The organism is Streptococcus mitis (assembly GCF_009496205.1).
Lineage (GTDB): Bacteria > Bacillota > Bacilli > Lactobacillales > Streptococcaceae > Streptococcus > Streptococcus mitis_BN.
This window is the reverse complement of sequence record NZ_WIJO01000054.1, coordinates 1-14,010: the sequence shown is the minus strand read 5'-3', so window position 1 is coordinate 14,010 and position 14,010 is coordinate 1. Positions and strand designations below refer to the sequence as shown.

The following is a 14,010-nucleotide window of genomic DNA, read 5'->3' as shown; positions in this document are numbered from 1 at the left end:
ATTTCGAAACTTTGAAAACTTCAAAAAAAGGATTTTTATCGCTCTAAACATCAAAAAAGAAAGGACGAAATTTGTCCTTTCTCGAGCTTAGCTTTTCTTCAACCCACTACAGTTGACAAAGAGCCGTTTTGTGTTGTGACTGCTTTTATGGGTGGCTATCTTTCTTAGAATTGCTCAACATGTGAGTAAAGAAGTCTTTATATCGATACTTGAGATAGTTCTCATGCAAAAATAACAAAGCGATATAAACAATCAAAAAGATTGTAGTCAGATAGAAGACATCAAATGCAGTTCGCGCATAGTAAGTGGCTGATTGATAAGAGCCAATTGCTCCCAAAATCAACCAAGGAAGATACTTATAATACTTATTTAGCATAAGAGTGCACCTCCTATATTCTATTTCAATGTTATTATATTCCTTTGCACTTAAAGGTGCAAGCGATTACACAAAAATAAATTCAAATTTTTAATAGGAAAATCTCCTGCTTTTCCGTTTTATTACGAATAGAAGAGTAGGAGGAGTAAATGTATCTAAAGTATTTAAGATTTTTAAAATAGTTTAGATAAATTGTTGACATATTTAAATCCTAATGTTACAATTATATTACAAAAAGATTTCTTTATATTTCTAAAATATTACAAAGGAGTAGAAAAATGAAAAAGAAAACCTATATCAAATTGATGGCAGCAACTGTATTGGCTTCAACCTTGCTATTAGGAGCTTGTGGAAATAAAAAGGAAACAACTCAAGCAAGCAGTTCTGCTAAGACAAGCCAATCATCAAGTTCTAAATTAGCTTCTGCTAGCAAAGAAAGCAAGACTCAGAAGTCCTCAAGTTCAGCTTCATCTGAAAAGGCCAAGGCGTCTACTGACCAGTCTTCAGTAAGTGCAACACCATCACAAGCGGCACCTGCACCAGAGCAAAGACAAGGTCAAGAAGTGGCTAATCAACAGGCGGCTAGTCAACAAACTCCTGCTCAGACTCCTTCAACTCAACAGGCTTCTCAAGCCCAGTCTAACCAATCAAGCTATGATCCTACAACTGACCGCAAACTTCAAGACAAACAAGCAGAGCAAAATAAACGCTACAAGGGTGTTTTAACCATGGTAGATGGTGATTTCTCAGCTGCAGCGGGCAATTGGAAGGGAGCAAATGGCGAAACCATCACAGTTTCATCAGGTGGTCAATTTACAGTAGAATCTGCTGATGGAAAGAAAGAAAATTACTCTATCAAAGGCTATTCTTATACTCTTGACGATGGTAAGTATAATGCTAAAATCGGTGGAGGGAAAGTTATCCAAATTACAACAGGAGCGGATGGTAAGGTTTCCAGTGTTGCTTTGAGTCAATAATAGCTCTCATTATTTGAATTTTTACAATCAAAAACCCGTAACCTTTAAGAGAGTTACGGGTTTTAAACTATTATGCCTTATCCAATTGCAAGAGGGCTTCAATCTCTGCTAGGGTGCTAGCTTGTGAAATGGCTCCACGGAGTTTAGCTGCGCCAGATGTTCCACGGAGGTAGTGAGGAGCGAGTCCACGGAATTCACGAACTGCTACGTTTTCTCCTTTGAGGTTAATTAAGCGTTTCAAATGTTCGTAGGCGATTTTCATCTTGTCCTCAAAGGTCAAATCAGGTAGGATTTCTCCTGTTTCAAAGTAGTGGTTGATTTGGTTGAAGAGGTAAGGATTTCCCATGGCAGCGCGGCCAATCATAACTGCGTCAGCACCAACTTCTTCGATGCGTTGTTTGGCTTCTTGGACCGTACGGATGTCACCGTTGGCGATGAATGGAATCTTGGTCAAAGCTTGAGCGACCTTGTGAAGGGTCTCAAGGTCTGCATGACCCGTATACATTTGTTCGCGGGTACGGCCATGCATAGCAAGGGCAGAAACACCTGCAGCTTCAGCAGCGAGGGCATTTTCTACTGCAAGAGACGGGTCAGACCAGCCTGTACGCATTTTGACAGTAAGTGGAATATCAAGGACAGATTGAACCTTGTTGATAATAGAGTAGATCTTGTCTGGGTCCTTGAGCCACATAGCGCCAGCTTCGTTCTTCACGATTTTATTAACTGGGCAGCCCATGTTGATATCCACGATATCGGTTTTGGTGTTTTCTTGGATGAATTCTGCTGCGCGTGCCAGGCTGTCTTCATCACTACCAAAAAGTTGGATAGAAACAGGGTTTTCGCCTTCATCGATATGAAGCATATGCAGGGTTTTTTCGTTGTTGTATTGGATTCCCTTGTCAGAGACCATTTCCATGACAACGAGTCCAGCTCCGAGCTCTTTTGCAATAGTACGAAAGGCTGAGTTGGTCACGCCAGCCATGGGCGCTAAAACGGTACGATTGGGAATCTCAACATTGCCAATCATAAAGGGTGTATTAAGATTTGTCACGAATGAGTTCCTCCAGGTCGTGTTCATCAAAGTTGTAAGTTGTTTGGCAGAATTGACAAGTGATTTCTGCCCCGTGGTCTTCCTCTTTCATTTCCTGTAAGTCTGAGCTTGGAAGGCTAGCAAGAGCGTTCATAAAGCGTTCATGGCTACAGTCACATTGGAAACGGATTTCTTCCTCAGAAAGACGCTTGTAGGCCTCGTCCCCGTAGATAGCCTTGAGGAGGGCTTCGATATGGTCTTCACTTTCGAGAAGGGTCGAGATAGCTGGCATTTCTTGGATGCGTTTTTCAAAGCGAGCAATCTCTTCTTCCTTGGCTCCCGGCAAGACTTGGACTAGGAAACCACCTGCAACCTTGACCTTGTCTTCTTCGTCCAAAAGGACATTGAGACCGACTGCTGAAGGTGTTTGTTGGCTTTCAGTCAGGTAAAAGGCAAGGTCTTCACCAATTTCTCCAGAGATAAGGGGAGTCATAGAGTTGTAAGGATTTCCAGTACCGTAGTCTGTGATAACGAGGAATTGACCATTTCCAACAAAAGGTCCAACTAGAACTTCACCAGTTGCAGTCTTTTTGATGTCAACACCAGGATTTTGAACGTAGCCTTTGACGTTACCTTTGGTATCAGCGACGGTGATGATAGCACCTAGGGAGCTAGATCCCAGCACCTTAACTGTTAGTTTGGTATTTCCTTTTTCATTGGCTGCGAGAATCTGGCTAGCGATAAGAGTTCGACCAAGTGCTACAGTTGAGCTGGCTTGGGTTTGGTGTTTTTCTTGAGCAGTGCGGACGGTTTCTGTGCTGTCAAGGACAAAAGCACGAAAGGCTCCGCTTTCTGATATTGTTTTAATAATTTTATCCATAGCTACTATTTTAGCATAAAAATGCCCAAAGGGGGAGCCGTGTGTTTGCTGATTTTTAGGATAATGGACCGGGAATTTAGCAGGGAAATAAAAAGAGAAACAGATTATTTCAGCATTTGTAAGATTTATGCTATGCTTAAGGTAGAAAATGAAAGGGGTAACAAATGTATTTAGGAGACTTGATGGAAAAGGCTGAATCTGGCCAATTTTCAATCCTTTCCTTTCTCTTACAAGAGTCTCAGACGACTGTCAAGGCTGTAATGGAGGAAACAGGATTTTCAAAAGCAACCCTAACTAAATATGTCACCCTGCTCAATGACAAGGCTTTGGACAGTGGTTTAGAGCTGACAATCCACTTAGAAGATGAAAATCTGCGCCTGTCGATCGGTGCAGCTACCAAGGGGAGAGATATCCGTAGCCTGTTTTTGGAGAATGCTGTTAAATATCAGATTCTTGTTTATCTTCTTTACCACCAACAGTTTTTGGCCCATCAGCTGGCTCAAGAATTGATGATTAGCGAGGCCACGCTTGGTCGCCACTTGTCCAGCTTGAATCATATTTTGTCAGAATTTGACTTATCCATTCAAAATGGCCGGTGGCGAGGTCCAGAGCATCAGATTCGCTATTTCTATTTCTGTCTTTTCCGCAAGGTTTGGTCCAGTCAGGAGTGGGAAGGTCACATGCAGAAACCAGAGAGAAAACAGGAGATTGCCACTTTAGAAGAAATCTGCGGTGCAAGTTTGTCTTCGGGGCAGAAATTGGATTTGGTTCTCTGGTCTCACATCAGTCAACAGCGTCTTCGGGTCAATGCCTGTCAGTTTCAAGTGATAGAAGAGAAAATGCGAGGGTATTTTGACAATATTTTCTACCTTCGTTTGCATCGAAAGGCTCCTTCCTTTTTTGCCGGGCAACACCTTCCTCTAGGAACTGAGGATGGTGAGATGATGATATTCTTCTCTTTCCTTCTATCTCATCGCATTCTTCCTCTTCATACTATGGAGTATATCCTTGGTTTTGGAGGGCAGTTGGCAGATTTACTGACACAATTGATTCAAGAGATGAAGAAGGAGGAGTTGCTGGGTGATTATACAGAGGATCACGTTACCTATGAACTCAGCCAGCTCTGTGCTCAAGTCTATCTCTATAAGGGCTATATTTTACAGGACCGCTACAAGTACCAGTTGGAGAATCGTCATCCCTATTTGCTGATGGAACATGATTTTAGGGGAACGGCAGAGGAGATTTTTCGTGCCTTGCCTGCCTTTCAGCAGGGGACAGACTTAGATAAGAAGATTCTCTGGGAATGGCTCCAGTTGATGGAATATATGGCAGAAAATGGTGGTCAGCATATGCGGATTGGTCTGGATTTGACATCTGGTTTTCTTGTCTTTTCAAGGATGGCAGCCATTTTAAAACGGTATTTGGAATACAATCGTTTTATTACCATTGAAGCCTATGACCGAACTCGACATTATGATTTGCTGGTTACCAATAACCCGATTCATAAGAAGGAACAAACACCAGTCTATTATTTAAAAAATGACTTGGATATGGAAGATTTGGCGGCTATTCGTCAGTTATTATTCACTTAAAAGGCTTGGTCGTTCCAGGTCTTTTTTGTGAAATTCACACAATCTCCTCACATTTTTTAAAAAATTAAAAAAAGTTGATAAACAAGAAAGCGCTTTATTTTGTATACTAGTAAGTGTAAAGAGGAAACATCCTCAAGATCTTTATCAGGAGGACAGCACATGTCACAAGAAAAATACATCATGGCCATTGACCAGGGGACTACAAGCTCTCGTGCCATTATTTTCAACAAAAAAGGAGAAAAGGTCAGCTCGAGTCAAAAAGAGTTTACCCAGATTTTCCCTCAGGCAGGTTGGGTAGAGCACAATGCCAATGAAATTTGGAACTCAGTCCAGTCAGTTATTGCGGGTGCTTTCATCGAAAGTGGTGTCAAGCCAAGTCAAATCGAAGCAATCGGAATTACCAACCAACGTGAAACAACTGTTGTCTGGGATAAGAAAACAGGGCTCCCTATCTACAACGCTATCGTTTGGCAGTCTCGCCAAACAGCCCCTTTGGCTGAGCAACTAAAAAACCAAGGTTATGTGGAAAAATTCCATGAAAAGACTGGTTTGATCATCGATGCTTACTTCTCAGCGACTAAGGTTCGTTGGATTTTGGATCATGTAGAAGGCGCTCAAGAGCGAGCAGAAAAAGGGGAATTGCTCTTTGGTACCATCGATACTTGGTTGGTTTGGAAATTGACTGACGGTGCGGCTCACGTGACTGACTACTCAAATGCAGCTCGTACCATGCTTTATAACATTAAAGAACTCAAATGGGATGATGAGATTTTAGAAATCCTCAATATTCCTAAAGCAATGTTGCCTGAGGTTCGTTCTAACTCTGAAATCTACGGTAAGACAGCTCCATTCCACTTCTATGGTGGAGAAGTTCCAATCTCAGGTATGGCTGGGGACCAACAAGCGGCCCTCTTTGGACAGTTGGCCTTTGAACCAGGTATGGTTAAAAATACTTACGGAACAGGTTCTTTCATCATCATGAATACTGGTGAAGAAATGCAGTTGTCTGAAAACAATCTTTTGACAACCATTGGTTACGGAATCAATGGCAAGGTTTACTATGCCTTGGAAGGTTCTATCTTCATCGCAGGAAGTGCCATTCAATGGCTTCGTGATGGTCTTCGCATGGTTGAAAATTCACCAGAGTCTGAAAAATACGCTCGTGATTCTCACAACAATGATGAAGTTTATGTTGTTCCAGCCTTTACAGGTCTAGGTGCTCCATACTGGAACCAAAACGCTCGCGGTTCTGTCTTTGGCTTAACTCGTGGAACAACTAAAGAAGACTTTATCAAGGCGACTTTGCAATCTATCGCTTATCAAGTGCGTGACATCATCGACACCATGCAAGTGGATGCTCAAACAGCTATCCAAGTCTTGAAAGTAGACGGTGGTGCAGCTATGAACAATTTCCTCATGCAGTTCCAAGCTGACATTTTAGGAATCGATATCGCACGCGCTAAAAACTTGGAAACAACAGCTCTAGGGGCAGCCTTCCTAGCAGGTTTGTCAGTGGGCTATTGGAAAGACTTGGATGAGTTGAAACTCTTAAACGAGACAGGAGAGCTCTTCGAGCCATCTATGAACGAATCTCGCAAGGAACAACTCTACAAGGGATGGAAGAAAGCTGTGAAAGCAACCCAAGTCTTTGCGGAAGTAGACGACTAATACTGGAAGAATAAAGCGACTTAGTTAGAAAGTGTGTAAATATGGAATTTTCAAAGAAAACACGTGAATTATCAATTAAAAAAATGCAGGAACGTACCTTGGACCTCTTGATTATCGGTGGAGGAATCACCGGTGCTGGTGTAGCCTTGCAGGCGGCAGCTAGTGGTCTAGATACTGGTTTGATTGAAATGCAGGACTTCGCAGAAGGAACATCCAGCCGTTCAACAAAATTGGTTCACGGCGGTCTTCGTTACCTCAAACAATTCGACGTAGAAGTGGTATCAGATACAGTTTCAGAACGTGCAGTGGTTCAACAAATCGCTCCACATATTCCAAAACCGGATCCAATGCTCTTGCCAGTTTACGAAGAAGATGGAGCGACCTTTAGCCTCTTCCGTCTTAAAGTAGCTATGGACTTGTATGACCTTTTGGCAGGGGTTAATAACACGCCAGCTGCTAACAAGGTTTTGAGTAAGGAAGAAGTCTTGGAACGCCAGCCAAACTTGAAGAAAGAAGGCTTGGTAGGAGGCGGGGTTTACCTTGACTTCCGTAACAACGATGCGCGTCTCGTGATTGAAAACATCAAACGTGCCAACCAAGACGGTGCTCTCATTGCCAACCACGTGAAGGCAGAAGGCTTCCTATTTGACGAAAGTGGCAAGATTACAGGTGTTGTAGCTCGTGATTTGTTGACAGACCAAGTCTTTGAAATCAAAGCTCGTCTGGTGATTAACACAACAGGTCCTTGGAGCGACAAGGTGCGCAATTTGTCTAATAAGGGAACCCAATTCTCACAAATGCGTCCAACTAAGGGAGTTCACTTGGTAGTGGATTCAAGTAAGATCAAGGTTTCACAGCCAGTTTACTTTGACACAGGTTTGGGTGACGGTCGTATGGTCTTTGTTCTCCCACGTGAAAACAAGACTTACTTTGGTACAACTGATACAGACTACACAGGTGATTTGGAACATCCAAAAGTGACTCAGGAAGATGTAGATTACCTACTTGGCATTGTCAACAACCGCTTCCCAGAAGCCAACATCACCATTGATGATATCGAAAGTAGCTGGGCAGGTCTTCGTCCATTGATCGCAGGCAATAGCGCTTCTGACTACAATGGAGGAAATAACGGAACCATCAGTGATGAAAGCTTTAACAACTTGATTGCGACTGTTGAATCTTATCTTTCTAAAGAAAAAACGCGTGAAGATGTTGAGTCTGCTGTCAGCAAGCTTGAAAGCAGTACCTCTGAGAAACATTTGGACCCATCTGCAGTTTCTCGTGGTTCTAGCTTGGACCGTGATGATAATGGTCTTTTGACCCTTGCTGGTGGTAAAATCACAGACTACCGTAAGATGGCTGAAGGAGCTATGGAGCGCGTGGTTGACATCCTCAAAGCAGAATTTGACCGCAGCTTTAAACTCATCAACTCTAAGACATACCCTGTTTCAGGTGGGGAATTGAACCCAGCAAATGTAGACTCAGAAATCGAAGCCTTTGCGCAACTTGGAGTGTCACGTGGTTTGGATAGCAAGGAAGCTCATTACCTAGCAAATCTTTACGGTTCAAATGCACCGAAAGTCTTTGCTCTTGCTCATAGTTTAGAACAAGCACCAGGACTCAGCTTGGCAGATACCTTGTCCCTTCACTATGCAATGCGCAATGAGTTGGCTCTGAGCCCAGTTGACTTCCTCCTTCGTCGTACCAACCACATGCTCTTTATGCGTGATAGTTTGGATAGCATCGTTGAGCCAGTTTTGGATGAAATGGGACGATTCTATGATTGGTCAGAAGAAGAAAAAGCAGCTTACCGTGCTGATGTCGAATCAGCTCTCGCTAACAACGATTTAGCAGAATTAAAAAATTAAGAAAAAATAAAAGAGGTGGAGGGCAGGACTCCTAGTCTACCCTCTCCTTCTTTTTAATGGAGACAGAAAGATGATGAATGAATTATTTGGAGAATTTTTGGGGACTTTAATCCTGATTCTTCTAGGAAATGGTGTTGTTGCAGGTGTGGTTCTTCCTAAAACCAAGAGCAACAGCTCAGGTTGGATTGTGATTACGATGGGTTGGGGGATTGCAGTTGCAGTTGCAGTCTTTGTATCTGGAAAACTCAGTCCAGCTCATTTAAACCCAGCTGTGACAATTGGTGTAGCTTTAAAAGGTGACTTGCCTTGGGCTTCCGTTTTGCCTTATATCTTAGCCCAGTTCGCAGGGGCTATGCTCGGTCAGATTTTGGTTTGGTTGCAATTCAAGCCACATTATGAGGCAGAAGAAAATGCAGGAAATATTTTGGCTACTTTCAGCACAGGCCCAGCTATAAAAGATACTGTATCAAACTTGATTAGCGAAATCCTTGGCACCTTTGTATTGGTATTGACAATCTTTGCTTTGGGACTTTATGACCTTCAAGCAGGAATCGGAACCTTTGCAGTGGGAACTTTGATTGTCGGTATCGGTCTATCACTAGGTGGGACAACAGGTTATGCCTTGAACCCTGCACGTGACCTTGGACCTCGTATCATGCACAGTATCCTTCCAATTTCAAACAAGGGAGACGGAGACTGGTCTTATGCCTGGATTCCTGTTGTGGGACCTGTTATCGGTGCAGCCTTGGCCGTGCTTGTATTCTCACTTTTCTAATCTAGAAAACAATTATGTTGATAAAGCTTGAGATGAAAATCTCAGGCTTTTTTAAAAATATACATAGAAAAACCGCATAATTTTAAAATTAGCTTAAATATAATGAAAATCTACGGCAAACAATTGAAAAAATACTATATAAAGTGGTACAATGGTAGAAAAATAAGCTAGTAAGAATCACTCTTATTTTAGCTAAAAATTACAGAAATGAATGGTTTTTCTTGATGAAACAGAGAAAAGAATTGTACCTCTTTCTTGGTCGGACAGCCTTGTATTTTCTTATCTTTCTGGGGCTGCTTTACTTTTTTAGCTATCTTGGTCAGGGTCAAGGAAGCTTTATCTATAATGAATTTTAACTTGAAGGAGAATCCCTATTGTGTCAAATAAACCAATAGTAGATATGATTGAAACCATTGAGCATTTTGCTCAGACACAGCCTAGCTATCCTGTTTACAATGTTTTGGGACAGGAACACACTTATGGAGATTTAAAGGCTGATTCGGATAGTTTGGCTGCAGCCATCGATCAACTGGATTTACCAGAGAAGTCTCCTGTGGTTGTCTTTGGAGGCCAAGAATATGAAATGTTGGCAACATTTGTAGCGCTGACTAAGTCAGGTCATGCCTACATTCCGATTGATAGCCATTCGGCCTTGGAGAGAGTTTCGGCTATTTTAGAAGTAGCAGAGCCAAGCTTGATTATTGCCATCTCAGATTTTCCATTGGAGCAGATTTCTACACCGATGTTGAATCTAGCTCAGGTTCATGAAGCCTTTGCTCAAGGGACTAGCTATGAGATCACGCATCCAGTCAAGGGAGATGATAACTACTACATTATCTTTACTTCTGGTACGACTGGTAAGCCTAAGGGAGTGCAGATTTCCCATGATAACCTCCTCAGTTTTACCAACTGGATGATTACGGATAAGGAATTTGCGACGCCAAGTCGTCCGCAAATGCTGGCTCAGCCACCTTATTCTTTTGACCTGTCTGTCATGTACTGGGCGCCGACCTTGGCACTGGGTGGTACGCTTTTCGCTCTTCCTTCAGCTATTACTCAGGACTTTAAGCAACTCTTTGCGACCATCTTTTCATTGCCAATCGCTATCTGGACATCAACCCCTTCTTTTGCAGATATGGCCATGTTGTCTGAAGCCTTTAATAGTGAGAAAATGCCTGACATCACGCATTTCTACTTTGATGGCGAAGAATTGACGGTTAAAACGGCTCAAAAACTGCGCGAACGTTTCCCAAATGCCCGTATTATCAATGCCTACGGCCCAACAGAAGCGACAGTAGCCCTGTCAGCTGTTGCTGTGACAGACGAGATGTTAGCGACTCTCAAACGCCTACCAATCGGCTATACCAAGGCCGATTCTCCAACCTTTATCATTGACGAGGACGGCAATAAATTGCCAAATGGCGAACAGGGAGAAATCATTGTTTCGGGACCAGCTGTTTCAAAAGGTTATATGAACAATCCTGAAAAAACAGCGGAAGCCTTCTTTGAGTTTGAAGGTCTACCAGCATACCATACAGGAGATGTGGGAACTATGACAGATGAAGGCTTGCTTCTCTACGGCGGACGCATGGACTTCCAGATTAAGTTCAACGGTTACCGCATTGAGTTAGAAGATGTCTCTCAAAACCTCAACAAGTCTCGCTTTATCGAGTCTGCTGTAGCTGTGCCACGTTATAATAAAGACCACAAGGTGCAAAATCTATTGGCTTATGTCATCTTGAAAGACGGTGTTCGTGAGCAGTTTGAGCGAGATATTGATATTACCAAGGCTATCAAGGAAGATTTAACAGATATCATGATGTCCTACATGATGCCGTCTAAATTCCTTTATCGAGACAGTCTGCCACTGACTCCAAATGGAAAAATTGACATCAAAGGATTGATTAACGAGGTGAATAAGAGATGATGGAGTTCTTTCAACAGCTTCCTCATTTAGAGCCATATGGGAATCCTCAGTATTTTGTCTATGTGATTGCTGCAACCTTGCCCATCTTTATCGGTCTCTTTTTCAAGAAACGCTTTGCCTGGTACGAGGTATTGGTTAGTCTCTTCTTTATCGTCACCATGTTGGTAGGTGGGAAGACCAATCAGTTGGTTGCCTTGGGTATTTACCTTTGCTGGGAAATATTGCTCGTACTCTTCTACAAGCATTATCGAAAAAGTAAGGATGGCAAGTGGGTCTTCTACCTAGTTAGTTTTCTGTCCCTCCTTCCGATTATCTTTGTCAAGGTGCAGCCGGCTATCAATGGAACGCAGTCTTTGCTTGGCTTTTTGGGTATTTCTTACCTGACCTTTCGTTCGGTTGGGATTATCATCGAACTGAGAGATGGAGTGATTAAGGATTTTACCCTCTGGGAATACCTCCGTTTTCTTCTCTTCATGCCGACTTTTTCAAGTGGCCCAATCGATCGCTTTAAGCGATTTAATGAAAATTATCAGACCATTCCTGAGCGGGATGAGTTGATGGATATGCTGGATGAATCTGTTCGCTATATCATGTGGGGATTTTTGTACAAGTTTATCCTAGCTCATGTTTTAGGAGAAACTTTACTACCTCCTCTGAAGAATCTAGCTCTGCAGTCAGGTGGCTTCTTTAACCCCTATGCTTTAGCGGTTATGTATACCTTTGGTATGGAGCTCTTCTTTGACTTTGCAGGTTACTCTATGTTTGCCTTGGCCATTTCAAATTTGATGGGAATCCGTAGCCCCATCAACTTTAACAAGCCCTTTTTATCAAGGGATTTAAAAGAGTTTTGGAATCGTTGGCACATGAGTCTTTCTTTCTGGTTCCGTGACTTTGTCTTTATGCGAATGGTGATGGTATTGACCAGAAAGAAGGTCTTTAAGAATCGCAATGTAACCTCAAGTGTGGCCTACATTGTAAATATGCTGATTATGGGATTTTGGCACGGTGTGACCTGGTACTACATCGCCTATGGACTCTTTCATGGGATTGGACTGGTTATCAATGACGCTTGGATTCGTAAGAAAAAAACGCTCAATAAGGAACGGAAAAAAGCAGGGAAAGCTGCTCTACCTGAGAATCGCTGGATTCAGTTGCTTGGCATGGTTGTCACCTTCCATGTCGTCATGCTGTCATTCTTAATCTTTTCTGGATTTTTGAATGATTTATGGTTTAAAAAATAAAAGGAAATAAAATATGGATATCAAATCAGAAGTTATCGAAATTATTGATGAGTTGTTTATGGAAGATGTTTCTGACATGATGGATGAAGATCTTTTTGATGCAGGTGTCTTGGATAGTATGGGAACGGTTGAGTTGATTGTGGAGATTGAAAACCGTTTTGATATTCGTGTCCCTGTAACAGAGTTTGGTCGTGACGACTGGAATACAGCTAATAAAATCATAGCTGGTATTGTGGAGTTACAAAATGCTTAAACGCTTATGGATGATCTTCGGACCAGTCATGACAGCTGGTTTGTTGGTTTTTTTGCTCATTTTCTTTTATCCTACTAGTAAAAGTTATAATTTATCACAAGAAAAACGATATGCAGCAGCGATTAGTACACAAAGTTTCAGAGAAAGATTTCAGAAAGTGAGAGCTCTTTCGGATCCAAGTCTACGATTTATTCCCTTTTTTGGTTCTAGTGAGTGGATTCGATTTGATAGTATGCATCCAGCTGTTTTAGCAGAGAAGTACAATCGTTCCTATAGACCCTATTTTTTAGGTCAAGCAGGAGCAGCTTCTTTGAATCAGTACTTTGGTATGCAGCAAATATTGCCAGAGATAGAAAATAAACAAGCTGTTTTTGTTATTTCTCCTCAGTGGTTCACAGAAACAGAGTATGAACCTGCAGTTTTTCGTAGGTATTTTAACACGGATCAATTGGGCGCTTTTTTAGAAAATCAGTCTGGAGATGTGTCAAGTCGTTACGCTGCTAAGCGTTTAATGACAAAGTATCCTGATGTAGTATTGGGAGATATAGTCAAAAAAATAACCGAGGGTGAGCAACTTTCAGAAATAGATCAGACACTTATAGATACATTGGCACGATTCAACCAAAAACAATCATTTCTATTTGGACAATTGTCAGTGAATGATGGAGAAAAATATAGAGATCGTGTGGAGAAGTATTTAAAAGACTTACCAGATAAATTTTCCTACGATGCATTGAGAGAAATTGCTGTAAAAGATGCTGAAGCAAATACCACGAATAATGATATGGGGATGGAAAATCATTTCTATGATACGCAAGTAAAGAAAGATTTAAAAAAGTGGAAGGATTATCAGAAAAATTATAATTTTCTAAAATCATCTGAATATAATGACTTGCAATTAGTTTTAAATCAATTTGCGAATTCAAAAGTAAATGTATTGTTTGTGATTCAACCTGTTAATAAAAAATGGATTGATTATACAGGGTTAAATCAAGATATGTATCAACATGCAGTTGAAAAGATTCGTTATCAGTTAGAAAGTCAAGGTTTTACCAATATAGCAGATTTTTCAAAAAATGGTGCTGAACCTTATTTTGTAAAAGATACAATTCATATTGGTTGGTTAGGTTGGTTGGCTTTTGACAAGGCAGTTGATCCTTTCCTATCCAATCCCACACCAGCCCCGACTTATCATCTGAATGAGCGCTTTTTCAGTAAAGACTGGGCTACTTATGATGGAGATGTCAAGGAATTTCAATAGATCATAATTATAGAAGAGTTCAAGGATGAAACTAGGGCTCTTTGTCAACTGTAGTGGGTTGAAGAAAAGCTAAGCTCGAGAAAGGACAAAATTTGCCCTTTCTTTTTTGGCTCTTTGTCAACTGTAGTGGGTTGAAGAAAAGCTAATATCTAGAAAGGACAA

13 protein-coding genes are annotated in these 14,010 nt (G+C 41.6%); 10 read left to right on the top strand and 3 right to left on the bottom strand.

What is annotated here, in order from left to right:
- Positions 1-145: 145 nt before the first annotated feature.
- Complete coding sequence (locus GEZ85_RS08430) at positions 146-376, bottom strand: hypothetical protein (protein ID WP_153210034.1); 231 nt, start codon at positions 374-376, stop codon at positions 146-148.
- 278 nt (positions 377-654) lie between these two features.
- Between GEZ85_RS08430 and GEZ85_RS08425 the strand changes: the two genes are divergently transcribed.
- On the top strand, positions 655-1,353 hold the full coding sequence (locus GEZ85_RS08425; RefSeq protein ID WP_153210033.1) for a hypothetical protein: 699 nt from the start codon (positions 655-657) through the stop codon (positions 1,351-1,353).
- A 70-nt stretch (positions 1,354-1,423) separates the two neighbouring features.
- Here the strand turns inward: GEZ85_RS08425 and dusB are convergent, their stop codons facing one another.
- Both dusB and hslO read right to left on the bottom strand, forming a co-directional pair.
- Positions 1,424-2,404 carry a tRNA dihydrouridine synthase DusB gene (gene dusB / locus GEZ85_RS08420; RefSeq protein WP_000183317.1) on the bottom strand — a complete coding sequence of 327 codons (981 nt, stop codon included), beginning with the start codon at positions 2,402-2,404 and terminating at the stop codon, positions 1,424-1,426.
- Positions 2,391-3,263 (bottom strand): Hsp33 family molecular chaperone HslO, encoded by an 873-nt coding sequence (hslO, locus tag GEZ85_RS08415; RefSeq protein ID WP_049499132.1) that lies wholly within the window; start codon positions 3,261-3,263, stop codon positions 2,391-2,393. The genes dusB and hslO overlap by 14 nt, the downstream gene beginning before the upstream one ends.
- A 164-nt stretch (positions 3,264-3,427) precedes the next feature.
- On the opposite strand from hslO, the gene GEZ85_RS08410 reads away from it, so the two are divergent.
- The 9 genes from GEZ85_RS08410 (at position 3,428) to dltD (ending at position 13,848) form a co-directional block, all read left to right on the top strand.
- Positions 3,428-4,855 carry an AcpB/EbpR/MafR family transcriptional regulator gene (locus tag GEZ85_RS08410; RefSeq protein WP_153210032.1) on the top strand — a complete coding sequence of 476 codons (1,428 nt, stop codon included), beginning with the start codon at positions 3,428-3,430 and terminating at the stop codon, positions 4,853-4,855.
- A 159-nt stretch (positions 4,856-5,014) separates the two neighbouring features.
- Positions 5,015-6,523: a glycerol kinase GlpK gene (glpK, locus tag GEZ85_RS08405; RefSeq protein ID WP_060627350.1), complete on the top strand. Its 1,509-nt coding sequence runs from the start codon at positions 5,015-5,017 to the stop codon at positions 6,521-6,523.
- A 41-nt stretch (positions 6,524-6,564) separates the two neighbouring features.
- Positions 6,565-8,391, top strand: coding sequence for a type 1 glycerol-3-phosphate oxidase (gene glpO, locus GEZ85_RS08400; protein ID WP_153210031.1), 1,827 nt, complete (start codon positions 6,565-6,567; stop codon positions 8,389-8,391).
- Between the two features lie 70 nt (positions 8,392-8,461).
- A complete protein-coding gene (locus GEZ85_RS08395; protein ID WP_004255366.1) occupies positions 8,462-9,166 on the top strand; it encodes an MIP/aquaporin family protein in 705 nt (234 codons plus the stop codon).
- A 224-nt stretch (positions 9,167-9,390) separates the two neighbouring features.
- A complete protein-coding gene (locus tag GEZ85_RS08390) occupies positions 9,391-9,522 on the top strand; it encodes a teichoic acid D-Ala incorporation-associated protein DltX (RefSeq protein WP_000813667.1) in 132 nt (43 codons plus the stop codon).
- A gap of 20 nt (positions 9,523-9,542) precedes the next feature.
- Positions 9,543-11,093 carry a D-alanine--poly(phosphoribitol) ligase subunit DltA gene (dltA, locus tag GEZ85_RS08385; RefSeq protein ID WP_004235747.1) on the top strand — a complete coding sequence of 517 codons (1,551 nt, stop codon included), beginning with the start codon at positions 9,543-9,545 and terminating at the stop codon, positions 11,091-11,093.
- Positions 11,090-12,334: a D-alanyl-lipoteichoic acid biosynthesis protein DltB gene (gene dltB, locus GEZ85_RS08380; RefSeq protein ID WP_153210030.1), complete on the top strand. Its 1,245-nt coding sequence runs from the start codon at positions 11,090-11,092 to the stop codon at positions 12,332-12,334. The genes dltA and dltB overlap by 4 nt, the downstream gene beginning before the upstream one ends.
- 13 nt (positions 12,335-12,347) lie before the next feature.
- Positions 12,348-12,587 (top strand): D-alanine--poly(phosphoribitol) ligase subunit DltC, encoded by a 240-nt coding sequence (gene dltC / locus GEZ85_RS08375; RefSeq protein WP_000351967.1) that lies wholly within the window; start codon positions 12,348-12,350, stop codon positions 12,585-12,587.
- Positions 12,580-13,848, top strand: coding sequence for a D-alanyl-lipoteichoic acid biosynthesis protein DltD (gene dltD, locus GEZ85_RS08370; protein WP_153210029.1), 1,269 nt, complete (start codon positions 12,580-12,582; stop codon positions 13,846-13,848). The genes dltC and dltD overlap by 8 nt, the downstream gene beginning before the upstream one ends.
- Positions 13,849-14,010: the final 162 nt, after the last annotated feature.